This window comes from Streptomyces sp. NBC_00090, from assembly GCF_045160815.1.
GTDB lineage: Bacteria > Actinomycetota > Actinomycetes > Streptomycetales > Streptomycetaceae > Streptomyces.
The window spans coordinates 876,613-890,693 of sequence record NZ_CP108224.1 but is presented as its reverse complement, the minus strand read 5'-3'; the positions used below and the strand labels follow the sequence as shown (position 1 = coordinate 890,693).

The following is a 14,081-nucleotide window of genomic DNA, read 5'->3' as shown; positions in this document are numbered from 1 at the left end:
ATCCGCCCCGGCCCGGCCGAGCCGGCCGGGGCACGGACAGGGGCACGGCACGGGCGTCGTGCCCCGCGAGAGCACACACAGCACAGAGGAGTCGACATGAACAGCACGACGACCGACGCTCCCCAGGGACCGGGCCGCCGCAGCGTGATACAGCTGCTGGGCGCCACCGCGGTGGTGCTCGCCGCGGGCCCAGCCCTCGGCCTGATCCAGCCTCACCGGGCGTACGCCGCGACGGGCGACGCGACAGCACCCGTCACCCTGACGAACTCCCACAGCGGTTTCCTGCTCGACGTCTACGGGGGCCAGGACGGCGACGGAGCCGAGATCATCCAGTGGACGGCCACCGGCGCCGCCAACCAGCACTGGAGTCTCGTCGACCAGGGCGACGGCTGGGTGACGATCATGTGCATGAAGTCGGGCAAGGTTCTCGACGTGGCCGGCGGGCAGAGCTCCGACGGCGCCCGCGTGATCCAGTGGTCCGCCAACGGCGGCAGCAACCAGCAGTGGCGCCTGGACGACGCGGGCAGCGGCAAGGTGAAGATCGTCAGCCGGGCCAGCGGGAAGCTGCTGTCCGTCGTCGGGGCCTCCACCGACGCCGGCGCCGCACTCGAGATCCGCGGTGACACGGGCGACGCGAGCCAACTGTGGACCCCCGCGGTGATGCCGTACCGGCTGGACGCCACCGCACTGGAGGCCCGGACCGACGCGCCCCTGGTCAACGCGGGCGGTGTCGCGGGCGGGATCACCTACGGCGTCACGCGCAACGGGTGGTACCGCAACGGCGCCGCCTGGTATCCGGTGAGCGGAGAGTTCCACTACGTTCGCCAGCCGGCCCACCGCTGGGAGCGCGAGCTGGGCAAGATGCGCGCCGCGGGCGTGGGCATCGTGGCCACCTATGTGTTCTGGAACCACCACGAACAGTCCGAGGGCACCTGGGACTGGACCGGACGCAAGGACCTGCGCGCCTTCATGGCCGCGGCCCAGCGCCAGGGCCTGCAGGTCTGGCTGCGTGTCGGCCCGTACGTCAACGCCGAGGCGACGGACGGCGGCATCCCCTCCCACGCCCTTTCCGGCTCCCGCTCCAACGACGCCGGCTACCTGGCCAAGGTCGACAAGTACTTCGCCCAGATCGCCGCCCAGCTCAGCGGAATGTGGGTCAAGGACGGCGGGCCGATCGTCGGCATCCAGCTGGAGAACGAGTTCGCCTCCGGCGACCCGGCCCACATCACCACCTTGAAGCAGATGTGCACCGACCACGGGATGGTGGTGCCGTACTACACGGTCACCGCCAACTCCCGGTTCGACAAGGACACCGCGATCCCCCTCCAGGGTGCCTACACCTACCGCGGATGGGAGTACGGAGCGGGCACCGGCGCGACATCCGGGTTCATCTACGGGACCGACGAGTGGACCGCGAACACCGACATCGGCGGTGCCCTCTACGACACGCTCGACTACCCGCGCGGTTTCTGCGAGCTGGGCACGGGCAGCCCGATGCGGGGCCACGACCGCTTCCTCGTCGAGCGGAAGTACGTGGCGGCGCACGCCTACGACAGCGTGGGGCGCGGGGCGAACTACCTGGGCTACTACATGTTCCACGGCGGCACCCAGGTGCCGGGCCTGAACGGGAACTGGCCGCTCACCTACGACTTCCAGGCGCCGCTCGGCGAGTTCGGGCAGACCAGGGACTCCTACAGGCACTACCGGCGCCTGCACACCTTCGTCACCACCTGCTCCGAGGAACTGGTCAGGACGCGCATCACCCGCGACCCCGGCCAGATCCTCGACCCGACACAGACCCGCCGACTGCGCTACATCGGCCGGTTCGACACCGCCGGACGCGGTTTCGTGTTCGTCAACAACACCCAGCGCAACGTCAGCCTGCCGACCCGGACCGACGTGCAGCTCCGGATCGAGCGCGCCGGTGGCGCCCTCACCGTGCCGGACAAGCCGCTGACCATGCCGGCCGACCGCTCCAACGTGTTCCCCGTCATGACCGACCTGAACGGGGTCGATCTGCGCTGGGCCACCGTCGAGCCGATGGCGAAGCTCACCGACCAGGACTTTCCGACGTGGGTCTACTGGGCGCCGGAGTGGACGGACCGCGCACTCGCCTTCGGCAAGGACGTCTCGGTCACCAGCGAACTGGGCACCGTCTCGAAGACGACGACCGGTGACGAACTCGTCGTGAGGGTGCCGGCCGGGCAGCGCACCTCGCTGCTCGTACGCAAGCCCGGAACCAGCACGGTGTGCGCCCGGATCATCGTCCTCGGCGAGGCCGAGTCACTGGGCGCCGTCGTCGCCCCGCTCGACGGACGCGACCGTCTGATCATCACCGGCACCGCCGACATGACCGGCGTGCGGCCGAACGTACGCTTCGCCGCCCCGGCCGGAACCCGGATCACCGCCGACGTCTTCCCCGCCACCGGACTGGCGCCGGCGACGGGGTGGCGCTCCGCCAAGGTCGCCGCGCCGTTCGCCCGGTACACCTACTCCCTCTCCGCGGCGCCGGCGGCCCCGCAGATCACGGCCGACGGGCCCGGCCGGTGGCGCATCACCAGCGATCCCGCCGCCGTGGCTAGCCTGGCCGAGGCCAGGCTCGTGCTCGACTACCGGGGAGGCGAGGCCACATTGACCGGCGCGGGAAACCAGATCACGAACGACCTCTACCACGGCGAGCGGTGGACCATCGACCTCAAGCACCTCGACGACGCCGCCCGCGCCAACCTCACACTTGAGGTCTCCGCATGGGACGGCGGCATCCGCGGCGTCACACCGCCCGCCGGCCCCACTCCAAGCCTGGCCGGCTCGCAGTGGGTCCCGATGCGGGAGGTGACCTGGAACGGGACGGCGTCCGCCCGCTGACCGCCCAACACCCTGCCGCACACTGAACTGTCGTGAGACAGCCGGGACCCGTCTGCCGCTGACGGGTCCCCGCCCGCGGGGCGGCTCCCGGGCGGGTTGGGGGGCAGTCCCCGCTCCGTCCGGGGCGGGGACTGCCCGTCCCGGACGAGTCCCGCCCGGTGCGTTGGGTGATCTGCCTGGTGGTGGGCATGGCTCCGGCGGCGGAGCGAGAACGTGCCCATTTCAGACGGGAGTTCGCCAGACGGCGTGTGCGGCGTGAAGACGATGCGGAGAGATCATTAAGAAACCTTGTTGAATAAGCCCGAACCCCGGTTTCGCTCTTGATTTGCTCCTGCCAACCCGCACAGGGTTCTCTCGAACGTTTGACGCCCCACACGTCAACACGAGGAGAGATCCCCTTTCATGGCAACTCACAAGCGATCCCACGGTCTTCGTAACGCGGCCATAGCCACTGGTGTGGCAGGCGCTGCCGCTGCGGCGCTGTTCGCGAGCAACATCGCCGGAGCGGCCGCCCCGGCCGAAGGGACCGTGCACGGTCTCGGCGCCCCGGGCGCCGTCGCCGGCAGCTTCGTCGTCATCCTCGACGCATCCGCGAACAAGGCGGACCTCGCGAAGAAGTACGGCGGCACACTCGTGCGCTCCTACGGCTCCGAGGTCAACGGCTTCTCCGCGTCCGGCCTCAGTGTCGAGGAGGCCAAGCGCCTCGCCGCCGACCCCGCCGTCGGGACGGTCGTCCAGAACAAGCGGTTCAGCATCAAGGAGACGCAGGAGAAGCCCCCGTCCTGGGGCCTGGACCGGATCGACCAGGCCGACGCGGCGGGCGACCAGAAGTACACCTACCCCGACAACGGCGGCGAGGGCGTGACCGCGTACGTCATCGACACCGGCGTACGGATCTCGCACCAGGACTTCGGCGGCCGGGCCAGCCACGGCTTCGACGCCGTGGACAACGACAACACCGCCGACGACGGCAACGGCCACGGCACCCACGTCGCGGGCACCATCGCCGGCACCTCCCACGGCGTCGCCAAGAAGTCCAAGGTCGTCGCCGTCCGCGTCCTGGACGACAACGGCTCCGGCACCACCGAACAGGTCGTGGCGGGCATCGACTGGGTCACCCAGAACCACTCCGGGCCCTCGGTCGCGAACATGAGCCTCGGCGGCGGCGCCGACGAGGCGCTGGACGCGGCGGTCAAGCGGGCCATCGAGTCCGGCGTGACCTTCGCGGTCGCGGCGGGCAACGAGTCCTCCGACGCCGGGCAGGGCTCGCCGTCCCGGGTGCCGGAGGCGCTCACCGTGGCGTCCAGCACCAAGGACGACGAGCAGTCGGACTTCTCGAACTTCGGCGCGGTGGTCGACCTGTACGCGCCCGGCTCGGACATCACCTCCGCCTGGAACGACAGCGACACCGGCACCAAGACGATCTCCGGCACATCGATGGCCGCCCCGCACGTGGCGGGCGCCGCCGTCCTGTACCTGGCGGCCAACCCGTCCGCGACGCCCGCCGACACCGCCGCCGCGCTGACCGGGGCGGCCACCGCGGACGCCATCAAGAACCCCTCCTCCGGCACCGCGAACAAGCTGCTGAAGGTCGCCCCGTAGCGACACCGTCGCACCACCGGGCGGTGGTGCGGCCCGGACCCCAGGCCGCACCACCGCCCGCACCACATGCCGTACCACGGCCCGCACGCCAGGCCGTACCACGGCTCGCACCACCGCCCGGCGTGACGGCCGCACGCCGGTGAACCGACCGGGAGGTGGCCCTCCGCGCCATGGAGGGCCACCTCCTCGGAACACCCCCGCTCGCGCGGGGACCAGGCCTTCTGAGCTGGGCATTCAGGGGGTCCTCGTGACTTCCCCGGCCGCCACGACCCGTCCTCGTGGCGCTGTCGAAGGGCTTCTCGGGCCGCCGCTACAGGGCGGCGTCCGCTCGCGGCTCCTGTCCGCGTGGGCTCGCGCCCGCTTCCGGCTTCTGCCGCTCGGCGCCGCCCGCGGGGACGCGCACCGTCGCGACGACGAGCAGGGAGGCCACCGCCCCCAGCGCCGCCGCCACGACCAGCACCGCGTTCAGGCCGGACGCGAACGCCTCACGTACCAGGTGCGCCATCCCGGCGCGGTCGCCCTCCGGCCAGCCGGCAACGATCGACCGGGCTTGTCCGCCGCTCAGAGCGACGGCCGCCTCGTGCGGGTCCGGGACACTGCCGTCGGCCCTCAGCACACTCTCGATCCGCGACTGGAAGATCACGCCGAACGCGGCGATCCCCAAGGCGAAGCCCAACTGGCGGAAGGTGTTGACCGCGCCGCCCACCATGCCTCCGCGCTCCGGCGGCACCGTGGCCAGGGCCGCCGCCGACAGACTCGGTGTCACGAGCCCGACCCCCAGGCCGGCGACGACGAGCCCCGCCACGAGGCTGCTGCCCGAAGACCCCGCGTCGAGGGTGGCCTGCATCCCGGAGCCCAGGGCGATGAGCGCCAGCCCTCCTCCGATGGACGCCCGTGGAGGCCAGGGGCCGAAACGGCCTGCGAGCGCGGAGGCGACGAACGCGGAGGCGCACATGGGAAGGAGGTACAGACCTGCTTCGACGGGCTCGTACCCCAGTACGGACTGCATCCACAGGGACTCGTACAACAGATAGGCGAACGCGGCGCCTTGCAGGAACAGGGCGCTGACCATGATGCCGGTGAACGACGGCCTGCGGAACAGCGACAGGTCGAGGACGGGGTGCTCGTGCCTCGTCTCGACCACGACGAAGAGGGTGAGGGCGACGGCCGCCGTGGCGAACAGGCCGAGCGTGAAGGGTGCCGCCCAGCCGTCGGAGTGGGCTCGGATCAGCCCGAACGTGAGGGCCCCGCTCGCCACCGTGAAAGTGACCATGCCGAGCACGTCCGTACGCTGCCGGCCCTGACCCTTGGCCTCTCGCACCGAACGCAGAGTCATCACGACGGCGACCAGGCAGACCGGCAGGTTGACGAAGAAGATCCATCGCCAGTCCAGGTACTGAGTGAGGAGTCCGCCGACCACCGGCCCGGCCGCAGCGGCGACCGAGTTGGTGGCGCCCCACACGGCGAAGGCCACCCCCCGATCCCGGCCGCTGTAGTGCATGCCGAGCAGCGCGATCGTCGTACCGAACATCCCGGCGGCGCCCATCCCCTGTACCGCCCTGGCGCCGATCAGCACACCCTCGTTCGGGGCGACCGCGCACACCACCGAAGCGGCGGTGAAGACGATCAGCCCGACCAGATACACCTTCTTGCGGCCGATCCGGTCGGCGCGGGAACCGACGCCGAGCAACAGCGACGCCAGTGCCAGCGCGTAGATGTCGACCACCCACTGCAGATCGGCGAGCGTGGTGCCGAGGTCCGCCGCCATGGCGGGAAGCGCCACGGTCACGATGGTGACGTCCAGCAGAAGCATGAAGGTGCCCAGGCAGATCGCGGCCAAGGGCCACCATTTACGCATCCGAACCCCTTCGCCGCCCGCTGCACCGAAGAGGTGCCCCCGGCGGCCCCCATGATCCACGGAGGAGGGGCGTTTTCATCCAGGACCCGCGCGCCACGCCCGTGCGTGGACCGCAAGGAGGTATGCCTAGGTCCGCCTGGAGGATCAGCGGTGGCAGGCCGGAAAACGCGCTCATAGCTTCGGGACATGACCAAACGACAGATCGCCCTCGTGGCGTGCACCGTGGCTCTCGCGGCCTCGGGGCTGGGCGCAGCCACCCCGTCGGCCCACAGCCGGACGGTGCACCTGGTGAAGCCCGGCGCATCGATCCAGAAGGCCGTGGACGCCGCGAAGCCGGGGGACACCATCATCCTGTCTCCCGGCACCTACCGTGAGAGCGTCCGCATCACCACGTCCGGCCTGACGCTGCGCGGCTCGGGCCTCTCCGCCACCGCCATCGTGCCCGGCGACGCCGCAGCCGACGACGCGTGCGCCAAGGCCGGTCACGGCATCTGCGTGACCGGGACGGAGAGCCGCCCCGTCGAAGGCGTCACCGTGCGCTCGCTCACCCTCAGGGGCTTCACCGGCAACGGCCTGTGGGCGTCCCGGACCGACCGGCTCACGGTCCACAAGGTGCGCGCCGACAAGAACGGAAAGTGGGGTATCGCCCAGGAGAGATCCGTGCGTGGTGTGTTCAGCCACAACATCGCCCGGAACAACGCCGACGCCGGACTGTTCCTGGCCAACACCACCGACACGGAGCAGGGCGCCACGGACGCCGAGGGGACGGTGCTCACGCACAACACCCTGTCCGGCAACCGGATCGGCATCACGGTGAGGCGCCTGCGGAACGTGACCGTCGCCCACAACGAGGCGACCGGGAACTGCGCCGCGGTGTTCGTGGTGGGCGACGAGTCCAAGCCGCGCGCCGGGGCGATGACCCTGCGCCGGAACAACATCCACTCGAACAACAAGTACTGCCCGAAGACCCCCCGTCTGCCCTTCCTGCAAGGCTCGGGAATCGTCCTCACCGGCGCCGAGGAGACGGTGGTGGAGAAGAACAGGGTCGTCGACAACGTGGGCACCTCGCCGCTCTCGGGCGGCATCGTGCTGTTCAAGAGCTTCGTGGGCGTTCCGAACGAGCAGAACGCGATCCGCGACAACGTGGTGATGAGCAACAGCCCCGCCGATCTCGCCAACCGGGACATCGGTCAGGGAAACACCTTCACCCGCAACACCTGCACGCTCTCGGAACCGGCCGGAATGTGCTGACTCACCGGGTTCCCCGGCACCACCCACGGCACGACAGCAAGGACAAGGCAGACAGATGACAACGGTTGATCCGGCTCCCGCCGCGCCCATGCGGCTGAGGGAGCTCGTGTTCGGGGCGGCGTGCGCCGCCGCCGTACGTGCGGCCGCCCGCCTGGGCGTGGCCGACTCCCTGGGCGACACTCCCATGACCGTGGAAGACCTCGCGGCGGCGGTGAAGACCCAGCCGCGGACACTGCGCAGGCTGCTGCGCGCGCTGTCCTGCCAGGGGGTCTTCACCGAGCACCCCGACGGCACCTTCGCCCACACGGAGATGTCCCGGCTCCTGCGCGAGGACGATCCGCACAGCCTGCGGTACATCGCACTGTGGTGCACCGAGCCGTGGACGTGGGACGTCTGGCCGAAGCTCGACGAGGCGGTGCGCTCCGGACGGAACGTCTTCGAGGACGTGTACGACCGGGAGTTCTTCGCGTACCTCAACGAGGACGCGCCCGAGTCCGCCTACGTCTTCAACCGGGCCATGACGACGTCGAGCAAGCAGTCGGCGCAGGACGTGGCGGACCTTCTCGACCTCGGGGACGTGTCCTGCGTCGCCGACATCGGAGGCGGACAGGGGCACGTCCTGGCGAGTCTGCTGGAGAAGCACCCCGCCCTGAACGGCGCGCTGCTCGACCTGCCGGGAGTGGTGGAGAACGCCGACCCGCGACTGCGGGACGGCGGCGCGCTGAGCCCCCGGGTCCGTGTCGTGGCCGGCGACTGCCGCGAGGACATCCCGATCCAGGCGGATGTGTACATCATCAAGAACATCCTGGAGTGGGACGACGACAGCACCCGCAGGGCGCTCGCCAACGTCCGCAGGGCGGCGCGCCCCGGCGCCCGGGTCGTCGTGATCGAGAACCTCGTGGACGACACGCCTTCGATGAGGTTCACGACCGCCATGGACCTGCTGCTGCTCCTCAATGTCGGCGGTGCGAAGCACACCCGGCAGAGCATGGTCGACCGGCTGACGGACGCGGGGCTCGTCATCGGCGAGATCCGCCCGGTCAACGCGTACCTCCACGCCTTCGAGTGCACCGTTCCCGCCTGACGGGGCCGAAGGAGGGAAACCCGAGGCCGCCCGCTCCGCGTCGTTCGCGGGGCGGGCGGCCTCGGGTTTCCCTGCCGTGCGTACCTCGGGGGATCAGGAACCGGCGTCGCGCTCCCAGCTGTAGAAGCACTGCGCCATGGCGTCCTTGGGGCTTCGCCACGTCTGCGGGTCGTACGCGCTGACGTACGCCGACAGTTTCTCGCTGGCGTCCCGGAACTCCGGGTGGCCGGTCAGCTTCGCGATGGCCGGCGCCGGGTCCTGGTCCGACTCGATGAGGTGCAGGTACACGTCGCCGAACTGGAACAGACGACGCCGGGTGACGCCGACCAGGTGGGGGAGTTCGCCACGGTCGGAGGCGGCGAACACGTCGGCGATCGCCGGCGCCGAACCGGGCGCCATGCGGGCGACGATCAGAGCGTGGTGCATCGAGCGTCCTTCCAAGGTGTGCGGGTGTGCGCGGCCGGGTGCGGTCAGCCGGGCAGGACCGAGGCGCTCCGGCGGTCGCGGGCGACCTGCTCGACGCGGTCCCGGATGAGGGCCATCTGCGTGCGGGAGTTGCGGTTGATGTTGTCGGTCATCCAGGCGTCGTCGACCGGAGCATCGGGCTTCATCGCGAAGTCCTGCACCCAGCGCATGTGGACGCCGGCCGGCGTCTCCTCGTACTCCCACCGGATGTTCATGTGGTCGAACGGGCCGGTCTCGACGCGGCGGGCGCGGACGGTCCGCGCGGGGCGGTCGACGGTGCGCTCCGACACCCAGCTCCAGACCTTCCCGGACTCGTCCGGGTGCATGGTCAGGCGGAAGGTGGTGGAGTCGCCCTCGCGGGAGAGCACCTCGAGGGAGGCGTACTCGCTGAAGAGGTCTGGCCAGTTCTCGATGTCGTTGGTGATGTCCCAGACGAGATCGAGCGGGGCGTCGATGGTGATGCTGTTGTCGGTGTGGCCGGACACGTCAGACTCCCGTCTTGAGGGCGCTGTTGACCAGGCCGAGGAACTCGGCGGGTGTCTTGCAGCGCTCGGCGTCGGTGGGCAGCGCCACGCTGTACCGGTTCTCCAGCTCGCCGACGATCCCGAGCAGGCCGAGCGAGTCGAGGCCGAGGGTGGTGAACGGCGCGTCCGGCGCCTTCTCCAGCTCCCGGGCGTCGACGGTGACCCCGGCCGCCTGCTTCATCAGCGCGGCGAGCTCGTCGAAGGTCAGTGCGGTGGTGATCATCTGTGCTCTCCTTCCCGCCCGGTCCTACCAGGCGGAGTCGTCGCCGCGGCGCACGACCAGCGCCGCGTTGGATCCCATGAGTCCCCGGCTGAGGACGAGGGCCGTGCGCAGCTCGGCGGGGCGAGCGCGGGACATCACCAGATCGAGGTCGTGGCAGATGTCGAACACGTTGGGGGTGGGGGGGACCACGCCGTGTTCCATCGCGAAGACCGCGGCGGCGGTGTCCAGGACGGGCGCCCCGCAGTAGGCGCGACCGATGCCCGTCTTGGGCGCCGTGACGGGTACGCGGGTGGCGTGTGCCCCGAGGGCGTCGGCGATCGCCAGCGCCTCGGCGCGGTCCGCCTCCGGTACGCCCAGGGCGTCGGCGAAGACGACGTCGATCTCCTCGGGCGCGCACTCGGCCTCGTCGAGGGCGACGCGGATGGCGCGGGCGAGTCCCTCCCGGGACTCCTCCCACCGGGAGGCGCCGGTGAACGTGGCGCCGTGGCCGGCCACGACGGCCCGGACGGCCGCTCCCCGGTCGCGGGCACGGGACTCGTCCTCCACGACGAGCATCGCGCCGCCCTCGGCGGGGACGAAGCCGCAGGCTGCCTCGGTGAAGGGCCGGTAGGCGCGGTCCGGGTCCTCGACGGTGCTGAGCTCCGGGTATCCGAGCTGGCACACCATCGAGTACGGGGCGAGGGGCGCCTCCGCCGCTCCGACGATCACCGCGCCGGTCCCACGCCGTACGGCCCGGGCCGCGTGGGCGAGGCCGTCCAGGCCTCCCGCCTCATCGCTCGCGACCACACCGCACGGCCCCTTGAACCCGCTCCGGATGGAGATCTGGCCGGTGCTCGCGGCGTAGAACCAGGCGATGGACTGGTACGGGCCGACGAACTTGGATCCCTGGGCCCAGAGCTTCTGGAGCTCTCGCTGGCCGAACTCGCCACCGCCGGAACCGGCCGCGGTGACGACGCCGATCGAGAAGGGCTCCTCCGGTGCGTCGTGGCCGAGGCCGGCGTCGTCGAGGGCGAGCTGGGCCGCGGCCATCGCGTAGTGGCTGAAACGGTCGGTCTGGACGAGGAAGCGCTCCTCGATCAGGGCGGAGGCGTCGAAGCCCCGGACCTCGCCCGCGACCTTGAGCGGCAGGTCCTGGCACCCCTCACGGGTGATCCGGTCCAGTACGCCGAGCCCTTCCCGGACGGACTTCCAGTACGCGTCGGCACGCAATCCGTTGGGGGCGATCACACCGATGCCGGTGACGACCGCGCGCCGTGGGCGCTCAGTGCTCATCGTGTCCTCCCGCCCGGCCCCGTCAGGAGGACCGCGGACTGGAATCCGCCGAATCCGCTGCCCACGGAGAGCACGTTCCTGAGCTTCCGGGGGCGGGCGGTGCGCGGCACGTAGTCCAGGTCGCACTCGGGGTCGGGGGTCTCGTAGTTCGCCGTCGGAGGTACCACCTGGTGCTTCAGCGCGAGAACGCAGGCGGCCACCTCTATCGCGCCGATCGCGCCCAGCGAGTGCCCCACCATGGATTTGATGGAGCTCATGGGCGTGTCGTAGGCGTGCGCCCCCAGGGACCGCTTCACGGCGGCGGTCTCGTGGCGGTCGTTCTGCCGGGTGCCCGAGCCGTGCGCGTTGACGTAGTCGATCAGCGTGGGGTCGAGCCGGGCCTGGTCGAGCGTCGAGTCGATCGCCCGGGACATCTCCAGCCCCTCGCCGGTCAGACCGGTCATGTGGTACGCGTTGCCGAAGGTGGCGTAGCCGCCGATCTCGCAGTAGATGTGCGCACCGCGGGCCCTGGCGTGCTCGTACTCCTCCAGAACGAGGACGGCCGCGCCTTCGCCCATGACGAAACCGTTGCGGTTGTTGTCGAAGGGCCTGGAGGCGTGCTCAGGGTCGTCGTTGTCGGGCGATGTGGCCTTGATGGCGTCGAAGCAGGCCATGGTGATCGGGGATATCGGGGAGTCCGACGCGCCCGCGATGCAGACGTCCGCCCGGCCTTCCTCGATGGTGTGGAAGGCGTAGCCGACGGCGTCGAGGCCGGAGGTGCATCCGGTGGAGACGGTCTGCACCGGGCCGCGGGCGCCGAACTGTTCGGCCACGACGGAGGCGAGGGTGCTCGGCGAGAACGCCATGTGCAGCTTGGGGTCGGCCGCGCGGTGGTCCACGTCCCACCGCCGCCCGCCCTCGCTGACGAGGACGTAGTCGTGTTCGAGCCGGGTGGTGCCGCCGACGGCGCTGCCCAGGGAGACGGCGACGCGCCAGGGGTCCTCGGCGTCGGTTTCGAGTCCGGCGTCGCGGACGGCTTCCCCGGCGGCGACGACGGCGAACTGGATGTACCGGTCGGCGTGGCGGCTCAGGTCCGGGTCCAGTCCGTGGTCCGCCGGGTCGAAGTCGCACTCGGCGGCGATGCGGGAGCGCAGCCCGACGGGGTCGAACAGGGTGATGCCGCGGGTCGCGGTACGGCCGGCGGCGAGGAGGTCCCAGAACGCCTTCGCTCCGGTGCCGCCCGGAGCGACCACACCGATACCGGTGACGGCCACTCGCCGGGTCACTCGATGGCCCCGCTTCGCTCGGACACCTGTCCCGGGTCGTGCACGGTCAGGTGCGGGCCCGCGGCGGCGAGCTCGGCCTCGTCGGTGACCTCCGTGTCGACGTGGCCGAGGCTCGGCCGGGGGGCGAGCGGGCCCAGGTGGAAGACCATGCGGGCCTCCACGTCGCCCACGTTGCGGAAGCGGTGCCGCACGTCGATCGGGATCAGGAGCCCCTGATCGGGCCGGAGTGCGTACGTGTCGCCGTCCAGGTCCACTTCCAGAGCGCCCGAGACGACGTACACGAACTCCTCGGAGTACGGGTGGTAGTGCTCGCCGATGCGCTCGCCCGGCTGAACGATGGCCAGGCCCATGAAGCCGCTGGTGGCACCGACGGTGGCCGGCGTGAGCATGGCCCGCAGGTCACCTCCCCGCCTGCGGTTGGGTTCCGTCTCGCTCAGGTTCACGATGCGTGGACGCTGCTTGAGCATGGTTGATACCTCCGGATGTGGCAGTGACGTGCTGGGGAGCGACTGCGGCGGGGCCGCGACCGGCCGTCAGGAATCCGCAGAGCGGTCGGTGACGGGCAGCATGTCGGCGTGCGACAGAAGCCGGTTGATGTTGCGCTCCGTCTTCAGGGAGCCCTCGACGCCGATCGCGGCGCCGTCGAGCAGGCGCTCCAGCTCCGCGGCCTTCCCGGCGCCCTTGAGCCCGAGGGAGGCGACGGGGTCGAGGTCGAGTTCGCCGGTGACGTCGACGAGGCGCACCACGATGTCGTCGCGCTGGAACACGGTGCTGGCGTACACCGGGCTGTCCGGATCGTCCGCCGCGGCCCGGTCCTGATGGGCGAGCAGCCGGGCCAGCTCCATCCCGCAGCCCTCCTTGGCCGGGTAGTACAGCGCGTGCCGTCGCAGGCCGGCCGGGGCCGGCCGACTGGACACCACGTGCTGGACGGCCGGGAGCGCGGCCCGGGTGAAGAACACACGTGCCGACTCGGGGTCGGTCAGGTCCCGGTCCTGCTCCAGGTACGGGTTGATGGCCTCCTCGACCGCTCGTACCTCGGGCTGACGGGCGACGTGCCGCAGTGCCGCGAGGAGGTCGCCCTCCACCTCCACGGCCCGCACGACGCGATTGCCGTGCATGAAGAGGGAGGTACGGCGCAGCCGGGTGGTCTCGTCGACCTGGGCCCGGGGCGGCTCGTACCCGGCCAGGATCTCCGCCACCTTCGACTCGGAACCCGGCTTGACGGTGAAGGTGAGGGCGTGGCGTGCCACACCGTCGCCCACGCGGGCCTCCACCTGCGCGTCGGTCGATGCCGCGGTCCGCGAGGCCGGCTGACCAGGGCTGGTCTCCCGGAGGATGCTGTAGCGCATCGAACGGGTGTCCCGGACGCAGCTGTGCATCGGCTTGACGGTTTCGACGTGCTCCTCACTGTTCACCCACGCGAGGAACGGCGGGGCGCTCTCCCACTCGCTGGTGATGAGCCACTGCGAGGGGTTCTCGATGGACTGGCAGAGCTGGTCACTGATGTGACCGGGAACGGAGGCGACCTGCTTGCGCATGAGCTCGTATGCGTCCAGGAACTGCTGCTGAGCTCCCTCGTACAGGTCGAGCAGGAGGATCACCCGCAGCCTGGAGCCGTCGAACACGGACTGCGAGACGCGTCCCGAGGGGGCCATCCGGCACACCTCTTCTC

12 protein-coding genes are annotated in these 14,081 nt (G+C 70.8%); 4 read left to right on the top strand and 8 right to left on the bottom strand.

Annotated features, from left to right (window positions below; all coding sequences use genetic code 11):
- The first annotated feature begins 96 nt into the window (after positions 1-96).
- Positions 97-2,865, top strand: a complete 2,769-nt coding sequence (locus OG361_RS03970; RefSeq protein ID WP_405851870.1) for a beta-galactosidase — start codon at positions 97-99, stop codon at positions 2,863-2,865.
- Between the two features lie 402 nt (positions 2,866-3,267).
- Positions 3,268-4,467 carry a S8 family serine peptidase gene (locus OG361_RS03965; RefSeq protein ID WP_405851868.1) on the top strand — a complete coding sequence of 400 codons (1,200 nt, stop codon included), beginning with the start codon at positions 3,268-3,270 and terminating at the stop codon, positions 4,465-4,467.
- Positions 4,468-4,777: 310 nt separating this feature from the next.
- Here the strand turns inward: OG361_RS03965 and OG361_RS03960 are convergent, their stop codons facing one another.
- Positions 4,778-6,325, bottom strand: coding sequence for an MFS transporter (locus tag OG361_RS03960; RefSeq protein WP_405851867.1), 1,548 nt, complete (start codon positions 6,323-6,325; stop codon positions 4,778-4,780).
- A 186-nt stretch (positions 6,326-6,511) separates the two neighbouring features.
- On the opposite strand from OG361_RS03960, the gene OG361_RS03955 reads away from it, so the two are divergent.
- Positions 6,512-7,576, top strand: coding sequence for a nitrous oxide reductase family maturation protein NosD (locus tag OG361_RS03955; RefSeq protein WP_405851866.1), 1,065 nt, complete (start codon positions 6,512-6,514; stop codon positions 7,574-7,576).
- A gap of 55 nt (positions 7,577-7,631) precedes the next feature.
- Positions 7,632-8,660, top strand: a complete 1,029-nt coding sequence (locus tag OG361_RS03950; protein ID WP_405851865.1) for a methyltransferase — start codon at positions 7,632-7,634, stop codon at positions 8,658-8,660.
- 93 nt (positions 8,661-8,753) lie between these two features.
- Here the strand turns inward: OG361_RS03950 and OG361_RS03945 are convergent, their stop codons facing one another.
- The 7 genes from OG361_RS03945 to OG361_RS03915 all read right to left on the bottom strand — a co-directional run bounded on the left by OG361_RS03945 (position 8,754) and on the right by OG361_RS03915 (position 14,064).
- On the bottom strand, positions 8,754-9,086 hold the full coding sequence (locus OG361_RS03945; RefSeq protein WP_384572464.1) for a TcmI family type II polyketide cyclase: 333 nt from the start codon (positions 9,084-9,086) through the stop codon (positions 8,754-8,756).
- Between the two features lie 44 nt (positions 9,087-9,130).
- A complete protein-coding gene (locus OG361_RS03940) occupies positions 9,131-9,610 on the bottom strand; it encodes an SRPBCC family protein (protein ID WP_405851864.1) in 480 nt (159 codons plus the stop codon).
- 1 nt (position 9,611) lies between these two features.
- Positions 9,612-9,872: a phosphopantetheine-binding protein gene (locus OG361_RS03935; protein ID WP_384572458.1), complete on the bottom strand. Its 261-nt coding sequence runs from the start codon at positions 9,870-9,872 to the stop codon at positions 9,612-9,614.
- 24 nt (positions 9,873-9,896) lie between these two features.
- Positions 9,897-11,144 (bottom strand): ketosynthase chain-length factor, encoded by a 1,248-nt coding sequence (locus OG361_RS03930; protein ID WP_384572455.1) that lies wholly within the window; start codon positions 11,142-11,144, stop codon positions 9,897-9,899.
- On the bottom strand, positions 11,141-12,409 hold the full coding sequence (locus OG361_RS03925; RefSeq protein ID WP_405851863.1) for a beta-ketoacyl-[acyl-carrier-protein] synthase family protein: 1,269 nt from the start codon (positions 12,407-12,409) through the stop codon (positions 11,141-11,143). Before OG361_RS03925 ends, OG361_RS03930 begins: the two co-directional genes overlap by 4 nt.
- Positions 12,406-12,876: a cupin domain-containing protein gene (locus tag OG361_RS03920; RefSeq protein ID WP_405851862.1), complete on the bottom strand. Its 471-nt coding sequence runs from the start codon at positions 12,874-12,876 to the stop codon at positions 12,406-12,408. The genes OG361_RS03925 and OG361_RS03920 overlap by 4 nt, the downstream gene beginning before the upstream one ends.
- 66 nt (positions 12,877-12,942) lie before the next feature.
- Positions 12,943-14,064, bottom strand: a complete 1,122-nt coding sequence (locus tag OG361_RS03915; protein ID WP_405851861.1) for a SchA/CurD-like domain-containing protein — start codon at positions 14,062-14,064, stop codon at positions 12,943-12,945.
- Positions 14,065-14,081 lie beyond the last annotated feature (17 nt).